Here is a 16801-nt window from a genome sequence, read left to right as displayed (position 1 = left end):
GTAACCTGTTGTTACCTTATAAACAGGACAAAAAAGACACAACAACCAATGGCACTGAACACGAAAAAAATCGCGCCAGTGCCCTATGCGTTGTTAACCGGCGATCATCAATCGCAAACCATCCAGCCTGAGCATCGCTTTCTGAAGACATTGATGACCCAGGGCGGCACGCAGTTTGAGGTGTTCAATCTCTTCATCACGTACGTTCGGGTTCACTGCTTTCAGGGCAGCCAGCCGCTTGATCTCTTCCGTAACATGGCTCAGCAGGTTTTTGCAGGCTTCGGTCACAATCGGGTTAACCTGTTCCTTCGCCGCTTGCTCTGCTCTGGCCAGCATGGTCAGAATTGGCTCCCGTTGCGCTTTCACCAGTTTCTTCGCCATACCTTTTTTGACGGGCTGAAGTTGGGCGTTCAGGGTGTCGAAGGCCACTTTTTCCGAGAGGTTGTTCATGCCGGGATCGATCAGGCAGCGAATCGGTGTTGCAGGCAGGTACCGATCCAGCTGCAGTTTTTTCTCCCCTGTGGCTCCAAGGACATAGATCGCTTCCAGCAGCATGGTGCCTGGTTTCAGTGCCTTGTTTTTTAACAGAGCTACCGAGGTATTGCCCATTTCACTGGTGAGCAGCATGTCCATGCTTTCACGAACCATGGGGTGCTCCCAGGTGAGGAAGTGCATGTCTTCCCGGGAAAGAGCCATATCCCGATCAAAGGTGACGGTCATGCCATCAGCCGGAAGGCCCGGGAAGGAGGTCACCATATGGCTGCCCGGGCGCACAACGAGGCAATGTTTGGAATGATCTTCTGACTCGACGCCAAATCCTTCAAACAGCTTTTCCATATAGCGCTTGAGCTGCCTGGGTTCTTCCTGTGCTTCGATGTCGTTAATCAGATCTTCATTGGAGAGGGTGCCACGGGAGTTGATTTCCAGCAGGCGATCCCGACCATTGTGAAGGTGTTTATTCATTTTTGCATTGAGATCTGCGGTTTCTTCGATCAATGGTTGAATGTCTGCCAGTGTCGTTTTCTTTTCAGGCGCCAGTGCTTCAGTGAATGCTTTACCCAACTTTTCAAAGACCATGCTGCCAGACGGACAGGTATCGGCGAAGGCATTCAGGCCCTGATCGTACCAATGAAACATTAATTCCTGTCCGGTGCCCTCTATAAAGGGAACATGGATTTTGATGGTCTCGGTCTGGCCAATGCGGTCGAGTCGTCCAATACGCTGTTCCAGCAGATCCGGGTGAGCAGGCAGATCAAAGAGCACCAGGTGGTGGGCAAACTGGAAGTTGCGACCTTCACTGCCAATTTCGGAGCAGACCAGAACCTGGGCACCGTATTCCTCATCAGCAAACCATGCAGCCGCTCGATCCCGCTCTACGATAGTCATGTTCTCGTGGAACACTGCCGTGGGTATGCCAGACAGAATTCTGAGAGCGTCCTCAAGATCCAGAGCGGTATTGGCATTGGCACAGATCACCAGCACTTTCTGTTTTTTAAGCAGCTTCAGCAGGTTAATCAGCCAGTCGATGCGTGGGTCTACCTTCCACCAGGGGTCCATATCATCAACACAGATATGGGATTGGTAAGCCAGTTCGGGGTAGAGCGAACCACGGGCTTCGGTTTCTTCTTCCTGGGCAATCTGATAAAGCTCGGGCAGCTTCTGGGCGTATCCCTGAACAACACGGCCGGGGAATCCTCCCACCGCTGCACGGGTATTTCTGAACAGAACCCGGCCAGTACCATGGCGGTCCAGGAGGGTTTTTAGTAGCTGTTCGCGGGCCGTTTCTTTTTGTTCAGAAGAGCCATTATTGATCAGGTCGATCAGAGGCTGACAATCGTGACCCAGGAAACCGGTCAGGTGCTGACAGGCGACTTCCGGCAGGTGGTTATTTTCCAGCAGCTCCTGAACCGCTTCGGCCACAGGCTCATAGTTTTTTTCCTCTTCCTGATAGGTCACCAGATCGTGGAAACGATCAGGGTCCAGCAGACGGAGCCGGGCAAAGTGACTTTCGGGTCCCATCTGTTCAGGTGTTGCTGTCAACAGCAGTAGGCCGGGAATTTGTGACGACAATGTTTCCACAACCTGATATTCACGGCTGGGGTTTTCTTCTGACCAGACCAGATGGTGAGCTTCGTCGACGATCAATAGATCCCAGTCGACCTCAAGAGCTTGCTGAAAACGATGTTCGGACTGGCTCAGGAAGTCTAGGCTGCAGAGAATCAGTTGCCCTGTGTTGAACGGGTTTTCATCTTCAATCGCACGGCAACGCTCTTCATCAAACAGTCCGAAGTGCAGATTGAAACGACGCAGCATTTCAACCAGCCACTGATGCTGAAGTGTTTCCGGTACCAGAATCAATACCCGACTGGCTCGTTCAGTGATCAGTTGCTGATGCAGGATGAGACCGGCTTCAATGGTTTTACCCATGCCGACTTCGTCAGCCAGCATCACTCTGGGAGCATGACGTCCAGACACTTCACGCGCTATATGCAGCTGATGAGGTATCAGGCTGGTACGGGCACCGAGCAGCCCTCTCACAGGAGAGCTGAGTAGTCGACAATTGTTCAACAGAGTTTTGTATCGCAGGGAAAAGTTGCTGTTTTGGTCTATTTGACCCGCCAGCATTCTGTCCTGCGGCTTGTTGAAATGAATAAAGTTGCCCAGTTCCGATTCGGGAAGCTCTTTGGGCTTACCGTCGGGAAGAACGCCTCTATACAGTAGCAGACCATTCTCTTCGATGACTTCTGTCACCGTCATGGTCCAGCCCTCGTGACTTTCTATCTTGTCACCAGGATTAAATTGTACCCTTGATAGCGGGCAGTTATTAATGGAGTAGAGCCGGGTTTCACCGGTGGTGGGGAACAATAGGGTTACCATGCGACTATCGAAAGTCAGAACGGTACCCAGCCCTTGTTCAGTTTCGGTGTCACTGATCCAGCGCTGTCCAGGAACGAAGCTCGTCATGTCGTGACTACATACCTTGCCAGACAAAAAGGCCGATATATTAGCGGAATTCGCTGTATTAGCAACCAGTACAAGTGCTACTTGGCGGGTTGCTTCACTAGTGTCTTGGTCTGATTACGGGAAAAATGACCTTTAGAACCGCTGTTTTTGGTAAAAAAAAGGGTTTCTCTATCAGGAATGAAAGAAAGACTTTTTTTCACAAAGAGCTATTTTAAAGCTGAATCTGAAGTGAGTCAGAGGGAAATGGATGATTGTTTTTACCCATGCTCTTTATTCCTGATTCGTTCTAAATGGGAGGGGATAAAAAAGGGTTTGTGGCAGAGCGGATCAGGGCTTTCCGCTCTTGGTTATCGGATATTGGCAGGCCAGCTCAGGCCGAAGTCTGATCCTCATTTGGGTCATTGTCTTGCTCAGCAGTCTGGCCTATCTCGAGCACCAGGTCCGGTTTGCCTTTAAAGGCTTTGGCGAAGGCTTCCTTGTTTTTGGCGAACATCAGGCCGATCTCTTCTGCCAGTTGCTCATCAATTTCAAAGTGATCTTCCAGCAGGCTGGTGATATTCCCGGCCAGTTCCAACATGCGATCGTATTCTTCAGCGGCTTTTTTATCTGTAAACATGCTTCCGTCCCGGTCAACTCGCCACATGGGGGTAATAGACATGGGCCTCTCCTGTCAGGTGTGGTTTAGATATAACTGTATATAAGTACAGTTAATCTGTCCAGTGAGAACCCGGTCAGGGCCAGCATGGAAACTCATTAAAGCATATTCAGGGTATCACCAAGAACTCCAACTCGATGGCTGGAGCTCAGATAACATCAGCGATGCCTGTTCTTTTTGAAAGCACCAGGCTTTTTGTGAGGCGAGGGCCGCTTCTTGTTGATAGCAGGTTTACCACGGGTGCCTCTGGTTTTCAGGCCGGTTTTGGTGTGTCTCGGATCGACTCTGCGAGTTGGTGTGTTGGGTGCGGGTGATAGCTGAACGGCTGCCGCCAGTTCGTCGATGTCAGTTTTTTCTACTTCTTCCCATTGACCCATGCGCAGGTGGTCAGGAATGATGACATTGGCAAAACGAACTCGTTTCAAGCGGCTTACTGTCAAATCCTGTGATTCCCAGAGTCTGCGCACTTCACGGTTACGGCCTTCCAGAAGGCAGACATGAAACCAGCGGTTGATACCCGAACCGCCTGAGTCAACAATATCGGTGAAACGGGCAGGGCCATCTTCCAGCTCGACGCCATCGAAGAGGTTTTTAACTTTCTGCTCTGTTGTATTACCCATCACTCGAACAGCGTATTCACGTTCAACCTGGTAAGAAGGGTGCATCAAGCGACTGGCCAACTCACCATCGGTGGTGAACAGCATCAGTCCGGAAGTATTGATATCCAGACGGCCAATGGCAATCCAGCGTTCGCCCTGAAGTCTGGGCAGTTTGTCAAAAACGGTCGGGCGGCCTTCCGGGTCGTGGCGGCTGCAAATCTCGCCTTCCGGCTTGTTGTAGGCGATGACACGACGGATTCCGGAAGCATAGGTTTCCAGTTTGACCGGGCGGCCGTCGACAGCAATCTTGTCTTCAGCTGAGGCTCGGTCGCCGAGGCTGGCCTGTTCTCCGTTGACGGAGATTCGACCTTCGCTGATCCAGCGTTCCATCTCACGGCGCGAGCCCAGGCCGGCGCCCGCCAGGATTTTTTGCAATTTCTCACCCTGGGGAGGAGTGGTTTCAGTTGTCATGGTATTTACGGCTATGCCGCTCTGTTTCTCAATCAAAGGGGCCAAAGTATAGCGATTCAGGATAGGTTAAGACAGCGTGGATTTCCGTGGCTGTTCCATCGGGTCATCAGGCATTGCTCAGGGGTTAGTTATTTCGTTTGATATTTCCACGGGTGTTTCTGCTTCGGAAGCAGGCTCTTCTTCAAAGGATGGATTTGTCGCCTGGTGTGCGACTTGATCCTCTTCAGCGAAAAGTCCTACCGACGAATCCGATATATGGGTGTCCTGTTCAGCTTCCTGTTCAGCCTCCTGCTCAACCAACGGTTGTTCAGGTTCTGGTTCATCGATGTTCTTTTTACGGATCAGATCGTCAAAGTTATCTGGCAGATCAGCTTCCAGTTCATCCAGTTCGGCAAATAGCTCATCAGAGGATTGCTCTTCCACCTCAGTGTCCTCCTGAACTTCAGAGTCCTCTGTCGCTGATCTGCTCTGATCGTTAGCTTCTGCCAGTTCCCGGGCTGCTTCTTCCAGATTACGAATCTCGGACAGGGGGGGCAGTTCATTGAGATTTTCCAGATTAAAATAATCCAGAAATTGGCGGGTAGTGGCAAACATGGCCGGACGCCCCGGGACATCCCGGTGACCTACCACCCGAACCCATTCGCGGTCCTGAAGGGTTCGTATAATGTTGCTGCTGACGGCCACCCCGCGAATGTCTTCGATTTCCCCCCGGGTGATGGGCTGCCGGTAGGCGATCAGGGCCAGGGTTTCCAGCAGTGCTCGTGTATAGCGCTGTGGTTTTTCTTCCCAGAGTCTGCCAACCCAGGGTGACAATTCCTGTCTGACCTGGAAGCGGTATCCCGATGCCACTTTTTTGAGTTCAAAGCCCCGTCCTTCACAGGCTTCAGAGATAGCTACCAGAGCCTCACGAATCTGGTTGTCATCCGGGCGCTCTTCCTCAGAGTAAAGGTCTTCGGGGAACAGTGCGGCCAGCTTTTCTTCAGTCAGGGGTTTCTGGCTGGCCAGCAGGGCTCCTTCCAGGATACGTTGCAGTTGTTCTGCTTCCATCAGTCAATCCGAGCCTTTACGTGAATAGGGCCAAAAGGTTCATTCTGAATGAGTTCGATCAGGGATTCCTTGATGAGTTCCATCACCGCCATAAAAGTAACGACAACGCCGAGTTTGCCTTCCTCAAGCCGGAACAGGGCAACAAAGGGAGTGAAACGCTCAGAGGTCAGCATGGAGAGAACTTCACTCATCCGTTCACGGGTGGACAGGGCTTCCTGTTCAACCTGGTGACTGACGTACATTTCTGAGCGGCGGAGTATTTCTCCCATGGCCAGCATGATCTCTTTGAGATCCACTGTCGGGTGGGGGCGTTCCTTTTCCAGGTCGGGTGGGGCCGCACTGGCTTCATGCAGATCCCGGGTCATTCTTGGCATTTGATCAATATCTTCTGCGGCTTTCTTGAAGCGCTCATATTCCTGCAGTCGACGAATCAGCTCGGCACGAGGATCTTCTTCCTCGTCTTCGTCCTCAGAGACCCGGGGCAGCAGCATTCGTGATTTGATTTCGGCCAGTGTCGCGGCCATGACAAGGTATTCAGCTGCCAGCTCAAATTGTCCTGATTCCATCAATTCTACATACTGCATGTATTGCTCTGTAATGACTGCCACCTGAATGTTCAGGATGTCCATGTTGTTGCGCTTGATCAGGTAGAGCAGCAGGTCAAGAGGCCCTTCAAAGGCTTCCAGAAAAACTTGCAGGGCATCCGGTGGGATGTAAAGGTCGTCAGGCAACTTGGCCATGGGCTGACCCATAACCCGTATCTGGTGTTCAATGAGTTCAGGCTCAGAGTCCGATTGAGCTGGCGTTGTCAGCTCTTCAGGGGGTTGTTCTCCGGGCTCAGCCACGGTTTCCGTGGAGGTCATTGATGCTTCACCCTGTTTCGAATCCTCTAACTGAAAAAAAGCAGTTTGACCGACAAACGGTAAAACTGCTTTTTATGATGATCAGGCTCGAAGAACCTGACCTGTAGTTTGTAATAGCTGATACTTCACTGAAACACAGTGTTCAACGATAGTCCAGTCCTATGGCTTCCCGAACCTCCCTGAGGGTGTCCTGGGCTTCGTCCCGGGTCTTTTCGGTCCCTTCGGCGATGATACTTTTTACGACATCGGGATTGTTTTCCAGTTCCCTGGCTTCTGAACGAATGGGCTCCAGTTCAGCCTGTACCGCTTCGATCAGGGGCTTTTTGCAGTCAAGGCAGCCGATACCTGCTGAGCGACAGCCTTCCTGAACCCAGTCTCTGCGTTGTTGATCTGAATAGACCTGATGCAGTTGCCAGACCGGACATTTTTCCGGCTCGCCCGGATCATTCCTGCGAATGCGAGCCGGGTCTGTAGGCATCTTTTTCAGTTTTGACGCAATACTGTCCTGGTCTTCCCTGAGGCCGATGGTATTGCCGCAGGACTTGGACATTTTCTGACCATCCAGACCCGGCATGCGGGGCTGTTCAGTCAGCAAAGCCTGAGGTTCCGGCAAGATAACCTTACCTGTCCCTTCCAGATAGCCAAACAGTCTTTCCTGGTCGCCCAGGGTGATATTGCTCTGTTCTTTGAGCAGCGCCTTGGCCGTGGCAAGAGCTTCGTCATCCCCGTGTTCAAGGTAGGCGCGACGGAGCTTGCGGTAGAGGTTGGCAGTTTTTCTGCCCATTTTGCCGATAGCGGCCTCGGCATTATCCTCAAAGCCGGGCTCCCGACCATAAAGGTGGTTAAAGCGTCTGGCGATTTCCCGGGTAATCTCCACGTGGGCTTCCTGGTCAGCACCGACAGGAACCAGACCTGCACGGTAGGCAAGGATATCGGCGCTTTGCAGGAGTGGATAGCCAAGAAAGCCGAAGGTAGAGAGATCCCTTTCCTTCAGTTTTTCCTGCTGATCCTTGTAGCTGGGCACTCTTTCCAGCCAAGAGAGCGGGGTAATCATGGAGAGCAGCAGATTCAGTTCTGCATGCTCCGGAACTCTGGATTGTATGAACAGGGTGGCCGAACCGGGATTGATGCCAGTCGCCAGCCAGTCAATGACCATGTCCCAGACTGAATCTTCGAGTTTTTCCGGCTCTTCATAGTGAGTGGTCAGCGCGTGCCAGTCAGCTACGAAGAAAAAACATTCATACTCATGTTGCAGCCGAAGCCAGTTTTTTAATACCCCATGATAATGGCCAAGATGTAATCGGCCAGTAGGTCGCATGCCAGATAGAACACGCGACTGTGAGTCTACAGCGCTCAAGAGGCTCTCCCGTTAGAATCCTGAGTGAACAGGGTACGACAGTTTGCACGACGGTAAAAGCGTGTTTTTGCCAGCAGTGAATAAATCAGCCATGGTGACTGAAACAAATTTTTGTCGCCCCCGAAGATGAAAAATGTTTCACAGTAAAAAAATCTGTCATGAAGTCGGATTTCTCTAGCAGCCTGTCGGACTTAAGCGTCCGTAGCGAGGATTGCAAGAAATTGAGGATAAAAATCTCTGTTTCTGAGGAGAATAGCGAGCTATTTGACGAAGAAACAGGGATTTTTAGACCAATTTGCTGCCGCCGCACGACTGCATGGATGCAGGAGCTAGAGCAACGCAGGAGCAGTTGCCGCGTAGGACAGTCTTAAGTCCGACAGGCTGATAGCAACAGATTAGTGCATTGGATCGGATTCAGTTGAGAAACGGTTCCGGATTGCCTTTACCTTTGCGTAGGACTTCAGGCGTTTCTGCCAGCAAACTGATCACGGTGGTTGGTTCCATACCTCGATAACCTCCATCAATGACCAGGTCCAGCTGGTTTTCAAGTGTTTCACGAATGTCGTATGGGTCCAGCATGGGTTCATTGTCACCTGGTAACTGCAGAGTACTGCTCATTAAGGGCGCGTCCAGTTCATTGAGCAGGGCGCTTACAATACTGCACTCTGGTACTCGTAAACCCAGGGTTTTTCTCTTGGGATGCATCAGGCGGCGAGGCACTTCACGGGTGCCTTTGAGAATGAAAGTGTAAGGGCCGGGTGTATGGTGTTTCAGTAGACGGTATTGAACATTGTCGACCTGAGCGTAGGTGGCCAGTTCAGAGAGATCTCTGCACACCAGTGTGAAGTTATGCTTTTCGTCCAATCGACGAATCTGGCGAATGCGCTCAACCGCTTTCTTGTCACCGATCAGGCAGCCCAGGGCATAGGCTGAGTCAGTAGGGTAGGCAATCACCCCTCCAGCCCTCAGAATTTCTGCGGCCTGGCGAATCAGACGAAGCTGTGGCGTCTCGGGGTGGATCTGGAAAAACTGACTCATGGCTGTTGTATACATGGAACCTGCACCTATTGAACCGTCTTTTGGATACTGTGTTCAAAGGGATGTCGACAGGTTGCCATTCTCTTGCAGTAAAATTGGAGTGCGCATCATACCACCGAAGCAAGCCGGTGCAACGTTTGCGTTCAATTCGGGACGATACTAAGGGCTTTGGTTTAGTGATAAGGTTTCACGATCCTCAGTAAGCTGCGCAAGGGTTATGAGGAAGAAAAGTATAGATTTATGGGTATAAAATGATTTTTGTTTTCAGAAGAGTAGTAATAAGTACTTTCAGTATTAATGAGCTTTTTATCAAAATCGGTGTTTTTAAAAGAGTATGCAGAATCTTTTCTGCGGTCAGTGATGCGAAACTGGTGACGCCCTTTGTTTAATAGTTGCAACTCGTAAATAACGCCTTCCTTGCTATCAAATATTAAATTGGTATGTCTTTTTTTATTGCCCGGAAAAGTTTGTTTAACAGGAATGCTTTTTTCAGCAAGATATTTTTCAGCAAAATCAAAAAATTGCCAGTGTCTCTCATCCGTTCAACAATGCCACCAACAATAAATGTCTGTCTATCTTTAACGGGTGCGAACTGGGTTATTTTCGCAAGCATGAAGTCAAAAGAGGGCTTGCACATATCGTTTTGCAAAAAATGAGTCATTATGGCCGTTTGCGTTTTTTGATCCCAGAAGACTTCAGTATGACAATCATTAACACATGTTGTCGTTAAAAATCTTGGTTGCCCGGGCTTTGAAAGTGATGTCAATGCAGTTTGAAACATGGCTACATGCATACAAGTGTGTTCGTATTCATTTGCTGATACTGACAAGCGGGCAATGGGTAAAGAGTCGACAATGACACCGTCAATAATGTTTTCATCAAGCCGGTGGCTTTTCAATAGAGTGGGGGTCATTCTATTGCTTCCTGAATATTTGAAGGGCAGTAAACAGTGAAGAGGGATTATTTTTTTAATTTCTCTATCAGATGTGATTTTAAATTCAGTGAATAAATGGTCTTCATCAGTTGAGGGTTCAATCAGTAGCTAGCTATGGCGGAGTTGATATTAAATATTGCAATCTTCTAAAACATTAATAACTCTTGGGTTGAAACAAGTGGGTGTCTCTACCTCTTTTAGTTTTAACTGCTCAGAAGTCAGCTTTGAGATTTCTTCGTTTTCTGAGGGATATTGCCTGGTTGATAAAGTATTAGTAAAATATTGAGCATCCATGCTAGGTAACCTCTTCCTGAACTAATTATTATGGCAGAAAATATTAGAAATAGTTCATAACACATATGTTACTCTTTCTTACTTTTTCATAAGTACCGACATATGTGGCTTTTGTGGGATTAAAAAGAAGAAACATGAAAATAGCCTTTTTCCTCGGTTTGTATAAGCTTGAATTTTGAGAGTACTGGGCTGAAGTGTGTTTTGATATCGTTATATCTTGGATGAGAATACTCTAATTCAGAATTATTAGTTTCAATCATTCCAATTTTTTTGATATAAAACTGTCTCGCACTGCCCTCAGGGTTAAGTTTAACAGTTGTAATATTTCTTTTAATTGCAACATCAATGGCGCAGCGCATAAGAAATTGACCAGCTCCACGACCTTTATATTCATCCTGAGTAGCCAGCATTTTCACAAACAAAGATTTTTTGTTATCTTGCATAGATATAAAAGCTATAAGATTAGATGTTTGAGAATCTAATAACTCAATAATGACCAAATTGCATGCCCTGTCAGAAAGCCTTTTGTTAGAAAGTTTTTCGAATTCTTCTTTCATCTCTTCTATTGGGTCAATGGGAGTAATTTCTTTTAGAGAAGAAAAATACATTGGTAAATATGGGAGGTCTGAGCAATTACATATCACTTTAACCTTGAAGCCCATAAAAGCTGAAGCTTCTTTTAAAGTAGGAGAAATACTAATCTTAGGCTTATTCTGAACGCTTGCTGAATCTATCATTCCATGAATCATAGGAAGACTCCTTTTTAAATACAGAAATTAGACATTCCTAAACCTTGGTAGTTCAATTTTGCCGTAGTGTGTTTCCGAGAGTGCCACATAACCCAGGGATAGAACTCACACGGACATACAGGTTCCGGTAATTCTTGACCAGCGCCATGAAATTGAGTTGCGCGTTGGGGTATTCTGAACAGATGGCCTGCACGTGTCTTCACTGAGTGCCGAAACAATCTGTATCACGGCCAGGAAAAAAGCAACAAAAATACCCAGCCCATAATAATAGTTGGCCGTTTTTTTAAGGGGCGTTGACGGTGTGCTCATGGTTAACCTATTGCATTATAACCAGGCGCTAGCTTACCGAAAAACACCGAACCGTTCATCCGCACAACCACCTGCCCTCCAGCGGTTGCAAAAGATAGTCTTCGGTCGTGTACCCGCCACTGTCCAGGGGATGGCTGACCTTGTTCAGTATCGATACGGGTTCGACGAGCTCCGGCCACTAATGAAGCGTTGCCCGGCAGGCCAATAAAGATTATTCAGCCCTTAGTCACTCAAATATATGGATTTTCCCCGAAAATGGAGCACTCGGCTACCAGGGCCAAGTTCTGACGGCAGACTGACTTTTCCGATGTTTTACTTTTGCAGTAGCCTGTGGAATGTGTGAATGAGTTAAGAAAATGTTAATTGCAGTTAAGAAAATTTGAACTTTTATTACTATGCAGGTTCTAAGTCACATGGTGAAATGTTGATTCTTTTGACAATCGATAGTAGTTGGTGACTTTGGAGAAATAAAACATGGATGTAACAAGAAACAGTAACAGTATTGCAGGTTCACTCTTACCAGAACCTAAGCGAACTCGAATGAAAGGAGGGTCTTCTTGTGTCAGTGCAGGAAGATCTACCACAATAGTACCCGAAAAAAAACAAGATATTTACATGGATGTCAGTGCCTTTCGCGATAATGCATTTAATGTGGAACGTGTGAAAGTTAATGATAGGGAGTGCTCAATTTGTACTGATCCCATTAAATGGTCGAGGTTATTGCAAACCCCCTGTGATCATCTTTTTCACCTGAGGTGCTTTAATGAGTGGCTGAAAACCAGTCTGGCAGACGGTCGGGTTGAAAACTGCCCTTCGTGCCCGGAAGAATTTAATGGCCTGGGCGAAAAGCTGAACGAATTTGAAAAACTGTTGAATGAGTTTGGTGATTGCAATTCTTTAGCTGTTGCAAATAGGGCGATTTACGATCGGAGTATAAAGGAAACACTTAAAGCAGAAGTAAGTTATGAAACCTTAATTCATTATATCCAGCTTTGCAGGTATAACAGCCAGGAAACAAGTGTATCAGAGGCTGTCAATGTTTTAGGAAAAACAATGCTTCCAGTGACAGTATCCAGTGTTGCTCACAAATCCTGGATCAACTCAGCCAGCCTTGGCCCTGATGGCCGCCATATGATCACCGCCAGTGACGATGGAACGGCGAAAATCCACGGTGTGAAGGCCGACCAATCATGGGCGCAAGAAGCCATCATTGTTCATGATGATGTTGTCAACTCAGCCAGCTTCAGCCCTGATGGCAGCTATGTATTAACTGCCAGCATGGATCATACGGCGAAAATCTATGGCCAGAAGGATGATGAATTATGGGTAGAAGAATTCGTCATTACCCATGGTGATGGTGTCAACTCGGCCAGCTTCAGCCCCAATGGCTGCCATCTAGTCACCGCCAGTATGGATCATACTGCGAGAATCTATGGCCAGAAGGATGACAAATCATGGGTAGAAGAAGCCATCATTGCTCATGACGATGTTGTCAACTCAGCCACCTTCAGTCCCGACAGTTGCCATGTACTGACCGTTGGTGAGGATCATACGGCAAAAATCTATGGGCGAGCGGACGATGGATCATGGGAGCCAAAAATGTTCATTAACCATAATGATTCGATCAGTTCAGCCACCTTTAGTACTGATGGACGCCATGTGGTCAGTGTCGGTAACGATAATACGGTGAAAATCCATGGTCTGCAGGCGGATAAATCATGGAAAACAGAAATCGTCATTGTCCATGATAACTCTGTCAACTCTGCCAGCTTAAGCCCGGATGGCCGCTATCTGGTGACAGCTGGTGATGATCATAAGGCAAGAATCTATGGCCGGGAAGACGATGGAACATGGAAAATAAAAGCGATCATTTCCCACGAAAAAAGTGTTATCTCAGCCGTCTTTAGCCCAGATAGTAGCCGTGTGGCGACCGTTGGTAGAGATGACAAGGTGCAAATCACTGGTAAGAGGACCGATGGATCATGGTGGAAAGAAACGACCATTCATCATAATAATTCGATCAGATCAGCCACCTTCAATGCCGATGGCGATCATTTGCTGACTGCCAGTTTTGATCGCAGAGCTCAAATCATTGGTCGGAAGGCTGACGGATCATGGCAACGAAAAGCCACCGTTTCCCATTCTGAAAAGATCTTATCGGCCAGCTTTAGCAACGATAGTCGCCATGTGGTGACCAGAAGTTCCGGTCACTTAGCAAAAGTTACCGAACTATGGAGGGATGGTTAATTGAGCAAGGGAGCGTGAGAATCAGTGTTTTCTGGCACTCAGGCATTAGTAAATTATCTACCAGTTCTCCCAGACGGGCAGAGCACCCTTGGGAAGTTCTGGCGCTCTGCCCAGTTCTACCCAAGGTTTGGCGGGGGTATGAAAGTCACTGGCTCTTGAGGCTCTGAGTTCAAAGTCCTGGCAAAGGCTTGCCAGTGCTTCCCGCTGTCCGGGAGGTTGTTGGCAGCCACTGACTTCCAGGGCATGGCCGCCAGCCAGTTTGAAGTCTTTGACCAGAGCTCTGAGCTTGGTGCGGGTCATTTTGTATTTTCCGGGGTGAGCTAACACAGCCGTACCATTCAGGGCTCTGATCCAGGCTACGGCCTGACCCATGGGAGGCCAGAAGGCCTTCAAGTTGCCTATTTTCTGGTGCGACAGATGCCTGTCAAAAGCTGCTTGCATCTCTTTGACGTAGCCTTTTTCAATCAGCCATTGGGCGAAATGAGGTCGGCCTGTCTGGATATTTTCTCTGGATAAAACAAAGCCGTCAGGCGATTGTTTCTGCCGGTTCAATGCCAGATCAATGACTTCATTCATCAAAGTGTCAGCGCTGATCTTCAGTTTCAGTTGTTTCATCAGACGGCTGGCGATCATCAGAGATCGTTGCTTTCTGGCGGAGCACTGGTGATGGATGATTCGTTCAAGATCCGGGTTCGACAGGGAAAAGTTAAGGCCGACAATATGGATTTCCATGGCAGACCAGGTGGTTGATAATTCCGTCCCGGTGATCAGCCTGGGGCCAGAGAGTGTTTTATTGGAGAGAAACTGGTGTGCAGCCACCGAATCATGGTCCGTAATAGCCAGTATATCGACACCTTTATCACGTGCTCGTTCATAAACTTCCAGTGGTCCCATGGAACCATCGGATGCGGTGGTGTGACAATGGAGGTCGACATTCAGGGTCATTGCGATACAAATAAGTAGTAACTGTCTGTACACTCTACCACCAATGGAACTGTAAAGGCTTTTAAAAAGTTGGCAGGGTGGAGTCGACCAGACATGGCAATGCAGCCGTTCCATAGTAAACTACAGGATGATTTAACGAGCTCTGAACTTGGTTAGTGAGAAACCCTGAGCGAAATATCGAAGTAAATCACAAGGTAACCCGACTGGTTTAATATGAAGCAACTGATTGATTTTATTCCACTTATTATCTTTTTTACGGTCTACAAGATGGACCCCAGAATGGTGGATGTAGCCGGATATTCCCTTGAGGTCGGAGGTGCTATCAGTGGCACTTTCTTCCTGATCATTGCCTCTGTCATTGTTTATGGTGGCAGCTTTATCAAGAACAAAACCCTTGAAAAGAGCCAGGTGATTACGCTTATGGCCGTGGTTTTATTCGGTGGCATGACCCTGGCCTTTCAGGACGAAAACTTCCTGAAATGGAAAGCGCCGATTGTAAACTGGATCTTTGCTGCCGCCTTTCTGGGCAGTCAGTTTGTTGGCCAGAAAAGCCTGGTTCAGAGAATGATGGAGCATGCCATCAGCCTGCCGGATGAGATCTGGATTCGTATGAATCTGAGCTGGGTTGTATTCTTTGCACTACTGGGTGCCGCTAACCTTTATGTGGCTTTCACCTTCCACGAGTTCTGGGTTGACTTTAAGGTGTTTGGTAGCCTGATTCTTACTTTTGTCTTTGTTGTCTTGCAGTTTCTGGTCATCTCGAGACATATACAGGCTGAGGAAAAATAAATGCTTTACGCAGTCATCAGTGAAGATGTTGACAATAGTCTGTCTCTGCGCAAGACAGCCAGACCTGCTCACCTGGAAAGGCTTGAGGTATTGAAGTCTCAGGGGCGTCTGATCCTGGCAGGCCCCTGTCCTGCTATCGACAGTAACGATCCGGGCGAAGCCGGATTCAGTGGCAGTATTGTTATTGCTGAATTTGACAGCCTCGAAGCCGCACAATCCTGGGCTGATGATGATCCCTACGTGGCCGCCGGTGTTTATCATTCTGTAAGTGTGAAGCCATTCAAGCGAGTACTGCCCTGATTTTCCTTCCGGAAGTCTGTCATTTTTATAATTAAGTTTTGCAGGATGCTGCCCTGTTCGAATAATTCTGATAACAGGGCAGCCTGGTTAAGAGAGAAAACGTGAAACAAACCTTACCCAAACTGTTTTTATCACTCACCGGTTTAGTAATGCTGGGTTCAATGGTTCAGGCTGAACCAGTACAGGCTGAAACACGTTATGTTACGGATGTCGTTTATGTGCCAATGCGGTCAGGGCCTGGTAATCAATACCGGATTTTGCACCGGGGCCTGAAAACAGGGCTGAAAATGACTGTTCTCGAAGCTGACGCCGGAGAAGGGTTCAGCAAGGTCAGAATGGCCGATGGATCAGAAGGTTATATCCCCCGTCAGTACCTGGTGGCCGAGCAGCCTGCCAGAGAGCGTTTGCCAAAAGTGCTGGCAAACGTTTCGCGGCTGAGCAAAGAAAATACGGCTCTGAAGTCTGAGCTATCTGCCACTGAGAATGAGCTGAAAAGTGTAAAAGGTTCTCTTCAGGAAACTGCAGGATTGCTGGATGACAAAACCTCTCAGTTTATTGCCCTGAGAGAAGCCACCGCCGACCCTCAGGCACTGGATCGTCGGAACAAACAATTGATGGAAGAAAATTTGCAGCTGAAAAACCGGATTGAGGTGGTTGAGGCTGAAAATAACCAGCTGATTCGCAGCAGCACTATGCGTTGGTACCTCTATGGGGGTGGTACGATAATCATAGGGATTCTGCTGGGGCTGTTCCTGCCAATGATCCGATTCCGCAAAAAGCCGGCGTCAGACTGGATTTAAATGTCGTAAATATTTGAAAAGGGCTCTGGTTGATCGTCAGAGCCTCACTTTGATCGGAGTAACATAAATCAACGGTCGTTGTGGCCGAGATTCCGTTCCGGATCTATCAGGTCACGAACTTTCTGTTTGATCTGCTTGGGCTGAGGAAAGCCGCCGTCCTGTTTTCTCTCCCAGATCTGTTCACCGTTCAGGGTGATGATAAAGATACCACCTGTTCCGGGCTTCAGTCTCACCTCCCCCAGGTCAGTACTGAACGTACTGAGCAGTTCCTGAGCTAGCCAGGCAGAGCGAAGCAGCCACTGACACTGGCTACAATATTCTATTTCTATAATGGGTTTTTCTGTCACAGTCTACTGCCTTGGAGGGGTTGGGTGAGTGATGGATTTTTTTTATTTTTTTGATTGAGCCCCTTGTTCCTGTCTGACTTGTTCAGAGGGTTC

General features: G+C 48.3%; 16 protein-coding genes. 4 read left to right on the top strand and 12 right to left on the bottom strand.

The window, feature by feature from the left end; all coding sequences use genetic code 11:
- Positions 1-93 precede the first annotated feature (93 nt).
- The 10 genes from rapA to ACO6VG_RS22460 all read right to left on the bottom strand — a co-directional run bounded on the left by rapA (position 94) and on the right by ACO6VG_RS22460 (position 11280).
- Positions 94-2964 (bottom strand): RNA polymerase-associated protein RapA, encoded by a 2871-nt coding sequence (rapA, locus tag ACO6VG_RS22505; RefSeq protein WP_422475739.1) that lies wholly within the window; start codon positions 2962-2964, stop codon positions 94-96.
- Positions 2965-3334: 370 nt separating this feature from the next.
- Positions 3335-3622, bottom strand: a complete 288-nt coding sequence (locus ACO6VG_RS22500; protein ID WP_422134334.1) for a YebG family protein — start codon at positions 3620-3622, stop codon at positions 3335-3337.
- Positions 3623-3777: 155 nt separating this feature from the next.
- Positions 3778-4689, bottom strand: a complete 912-nt coding sequence (gene rluB, locus ACO6VG_RS22495) for a 23S rRNA pseudouridine(2605) synthase RluB (RefSeq protein WP_422138369.1) — start codon at positions 4687-4689, stop codon at positions 3778-3780.
- A gap of 117 nt (positions 4690-4806) precedes the next feature.
- Positions 4807-5736, bottom strand: a complete 930-nt coding sequence (gene scpB / locus ACO6VG_RS22490; protein ID WP_422475737.1) for an SMC-Scp complex subunit ScpB — start codon at positions 5734-5736, stop codon at positions 4807-4809.
- Positions 5736-6599 carry a segregation and condensation protein A gene (locus tag ACO6VG_RS22485; RefSeq protein ID WP_422134331.1) on the bottom strand — a complete coding sequence of 288 codons (864 nt, stop codon included), beginning with the start codon at positions 6597-6599 and terminating at the stop codon, positions 5736-5738. Before ACO6VG_RS22485 ends, scpB begins: the two co-directional genes overlap by 1 nt.
- Before the next feature lie 142 nt (positions 6600-6741).
- Positions 6742-7956, bottom strand: a complete 1215-nt coding sequence (locus ACO6VG_RS22480; protein WP_422134330.1) for a tryptophan--tRNA ligase — start codon at positions 7954-7956, stop codon at positions 6742-6744.
- Positions 7957-8370: 414 nt separating this feature from the next.
- Complete coding sequence (locus tag ACO6VG_RS22475) at positions 8371-8994, bottom strand: L-threonylcarbamoyladenylate synthase (protein WP_422137123.1); 624 nt, start codon at positions 8992-8994, stop codon at positions 8371-8373.
- Between the two features lie 430 nt (positions 8995-9424).
- Positions 9425-9907 (bottom strand): hypothetical protein, encoded by a 483-nt coding sequence (locus ACO6VG_RS22470; RefSeq protein WP_422134329.1) that lies wholly within the window; start codon positions 9905-9907, stop codon positions 9425-9427.
- Between the two features lie 434 nt (positions 9908-10341).
- Positions 10342-10971 carry a GNAT family N-acetyltransferase gene (locus tag ACO6VG_RS22465; RefSeq protein WP_422134328.1) on the bottom strand — a complete coding sequence of 210 codons (630 nt, stop codon included), beginning with the start codon at positions 10969-10971 and terminating at the stop codon, positions 10342-10344.
- 105 nt (positions 10972-11076) lie between these two features.
- Positions 11077-11280 carry a hypothetical protein gene (locus ACO6VG_RS22460; RefSeq protein WP_422475735.1) on the bottom strand — a complete coding sequence of 68 codons (204 nt, stop codon included), beginning with the start codon at positions 11278-11280 and terminating at the stop codon, positions 11077-11079.
- Between the two features lie 474 nt (positions 11281-11754).
- On the opposite strand from ACO6VG_RS22460, the gene ACO6VG_RS22455 reads away from it, so the two are divergent.
- On the top strand, positions 11755-13527 hold the full coding sequence (locus ACO6VG_RS22455; protein ID WP_422410302.1) for an RING finger domain-containing protein: 1773 nt from the start codon (positions 11755-11757) through the stop codon (positions 13525-13527).
- Positions 13528-13584: 57 nt separating this feature from the next.
- Here the strand turns inward: ACO6VG_RS22455 and ACO6VG_RS22450 are convergent, their stop codons facing one another.
- On the bottom strand, positions 13585-14505 hold the full coding sequence (locus tag ACO6VG_RS22450; protein ID WP_422134326.1) for a PHP domain-containing protein: 921 nt from the start codon (positions 14503-14505) through the stop codon (positions 13585-13587).
- Between the two features lie 180 nt (positions 14506-14685).
- On the opposite strand from ACO6VG_RS22450, the gene ispZ reads away from it, so the two are divergent.
- The 3 genes from ispZ to ACO6VG_RS22435 all read left to right on the top strand — a co-directional run bounded on the left by ispZ (position 14686) and on the right by ACO6VG_RS22435 (position 16361).
- On the top strand, positions 14686-15261 hold the full coding sequence (gene ispZ / locus ACO6VG_RS22445; RefSeq protein WP_422134325.1) for a septation protein IspZ: 576 nt from the start codon (positions 14686-14688) through the stop codon (positions 15259-15261).
- Positions 15262-15561 (top strand): YciI family protein, encoded by a 300-nt coding sequence (locus tag ACO6VG_RS22440; RefSeq protein ID WP_422134324.1) that lies wholly within the window; start codon positions 15262-15264, stop codon positions 15559-15561.
- Between the two features lie 101 nt (positions 15562-15662).
- A complete protein-coding gene (locus tag ACO6VG_RS22435) occupies positions 15663-16361 on the top strand; it encodes a TIGR04211 family SH3 domain-containing protein (RefSeq protein ID WP_422134323.1) in 699 nt (232 codons plus the stop codon).
- A gap of 68 nt (positions 16362-16429) precedes the next feature.
- Here the strand turns inward: ACO6VG_RS22435 and ACO6VG_RS22430 are convergent, their stop codons facing one another.
- Positions 16430-16708, bottom strand: a complete 279-nt coding sequence (locus tag ACO6VG_RS22430; RefSeq protein WP_422134322.1) for a SelT/SelW/SelH family protein — start codon at positions 16706-16708, stop codon at positions 16430-16432.
- Positions 16709-16801: the final 93 nt, after the last annotated feature.

This window comes from Endozoicomonas sp. ALB032 (genome assembly GCF_049310125.1).
Classification (GTDB): domain Bacteria; phylum Pseudomonadota; class Gammaproteobacteria; order Pseudomonadales; family Endozoicomonadaceae; genus Endozoicomonas_A.
The sequence above is the reverse complement of the archived record's forward strand: the minus strand, read 5'-3'. Positions and strand labels throughout refer to the sequence as shown.